The 2,191-nt window shown below is 35.0% G+C and carries 2 protein-coding genes; both read left to right on the top strand.

Annotated elements, in window-relative coordinates; translation table 11 throughout:
- On the top strand, positions 1-789 hold a 789-nt coding region (locus tag BAU16_RS06545), incomplete at its 5' end, for an AAA family ATPase (RefSeq protein ID WP_161526754.1).
- Positions 776-2,107, top strand: coding sequence for a 5-methylcytosine restriction system specificity protein McrC (locus tag BAU16_RS06540; protein WP_161526753.1), 1,332 nt, complete (start codon positions 776-778; stop codon positions 2,105-2,107). The genes BAU16_RS06545 and BAU16_RS06540, both read left to right, overlap by 14 nt.
- Positions 2,108-2,191 lie beyond the last annotated feature (84 nt).

Below are 2,191 nucleotides of genomic sequence, written 5' to 3'. Positions count from 1 at the left end.
ATGCATTTACAAAGTTATGTACGTGGGGATATGGAAGGTGTTTGGGAATATGGAAAAAGAGGAAGGTATTATAATAAAGAGCAGTGTCGCAATATCTATCAAGGAAAACCGGGAGTTCCACAGGGGGGATTAGATAGTTATCGTAAGGCTATTGTCGCACATCTAAAAGAAGCGTTTGGTCTTAAAGACTATGTTCCTGCTTCTGATAGTACTGATGCAAAACCATATATTTTTATCATTGATGAAATCAATCGCGGTGAGATTTCGAAAATATTTGGGGAACTCTTCTTTTCGGTAGATCCAGGTTATCGCGGTCCGTTGGGGGCAGTCGCAACGCAGTATGAAAATTTACACGAGAGTTCGGAAGAAAAATTTTATATTCCTGATAATGTTTATATCATTGGAACTATGAACGATATTGATCGTTCGGTAGACAGTTTTGACTTTGCGATGCGTCGACGTTTTAGATTTATTGAAATCACGGCAGAGCAAAGTTGTGATATGTTAATGTATCTTGGAGAAAAAGAGCAGATTGCTCGAAAAAGGCTGACCTCTTTAAATGTTGCTATTTCAAATGTTAGTGAATTGAATCCTAATTATCATATAGGAGCGGCATATTTTCTGAAATTGAAAGATTTGGACGAAGAACAACTGTGGAACGATTATTTGAAGCCTCTTCTTCAAGACTATGTCCGGGGAATGTATGAAGAAGATAAAATAATGGATTCTTTCTATCAAGCATACAAACTGGTTAGTAGCGACGAAGGCGACGATTATGAAACTAATTGATAATTGTAAAAATCACTTAGTAGATAGCGTTCGACGCGAGATTCCTCGACTAGCGGCTCTTTTAGAAGACAAGACTCTTTTCAATCTTGAACAGAAGGGAATATTTGTCTTTCCAGAGTTAATAAAAGACGCCGAGGACTTAACAGGTGATCAAATAGTCTTACAAAAAGTCGATGATTACTATTGTACGGGCAACGTCATGGGTTATTTGGGTTGTGGCAGTGAACAGATGACTATTAGCTCACGTTTTTCTGAAGGGGAGACCGATTTTTTATTTCAGTATTTATTAGAGAAAGTACTAGATATTCCAAATATTTTTAATCTTCATGTGCAAATAAATCAAAAAGAAAGAGTACAGGACTTACTAATCTTTTTGTTTCCGATGTACTTAAGAAAAGCTATGCGTAAAGGTATATACAAAACATATATTAATAGAAATTATAATAGTGCTAACGTAAGAGGGCGGATTAATGTGGAGTGTCATATTAAACAAAATACTCCATTTACAGGTAAAGTGGCATATAGTCAAAGAGAATTTTCTTATGATAATAATCTTATGGAATTAATCAGGCATACTATAGAGTTTGTTAAAACAAAATCCTATCATTTGGCCATTGCTTCAAAAATACGTGAAGAAGCTTCAAGTGTGATTGAAGTGACAAAGGGCTATAATTTCTATGACCGGCGCAAGATCGTCCTAGAAAATAAGCAGAACCCGGTTCGACATGCTTATTATCGTGAGTATAGACAGTTACAGCTTCTTTGTATAATGATCCTGCAATACGACCGACATCAATTTGGTGAAGGGTCTAAAGAAGTAAATGGAATACTATTTGATGGCGCATGGCTGTGGGAGGAATATATCAATTTATTGATTAAGGATTCTTTTTATCATCCGCAAAATAAAGGTGGTAAAGGTGCACAACGTTTGTTCTTATCTGCTAGTAGTGGACGGCAATTAGGATTAATCTATCCTGATTTTATCAGTAGAGATTGTACAAACCGAATCATAGCGGATGCGAAGTACAAACCAATTGAAAATATTGGAAATCGGGACTATTTACAAGTTTTAGCTTACATGTTTCGTTTCGACGCATCGAGAGGTTTCTATCTTTATCCTGAAAACGGTGAGAAACATATCGAGAAATTTAATTTACAAAAAGGAACAACTTACGAAAAAAATGTAACCACTCGGGAAGAAATTGAAGTTAAAAAAATAGGATTACTTATACCACGTAATTGTGAAAGATACTCGGAGTTTGTTGACTTAATAAAAGTAAATGAAAAAAATTTTATTTCAGAAATTCTTGATGAGTAGGTGTAAAATCACAATTTTTTTGAAAATGTAACATTCCAGCATTAATCTATTCAATTGTTAATGTGATGTTAGGATGATTTCATG

This window comes from Enterococcus sp. JM9B, from assembly GCF_009933265.1.
GTDB classification, from domain to species: Bacteria; Bacillota; Bacilli; order Lactobacillales; family Enterococcaceae; genus Enterococcus_C; species Enterococcus_C songbeiensis.
The sequence above is the reverse complement of the archived record's forward strand: the minus strand, read 5'-3'. Positions and strand labels throughout refer to the sequence as shown.

Coding starts and splice junctions, on each gene's coding strand:
- BAU16_RS06540 (WP_161526753.1), top strand. CDS start 776: ATGAAACTAATTGATAATTGTAAAAATCACTTAGTAGATAGCGTTCGA.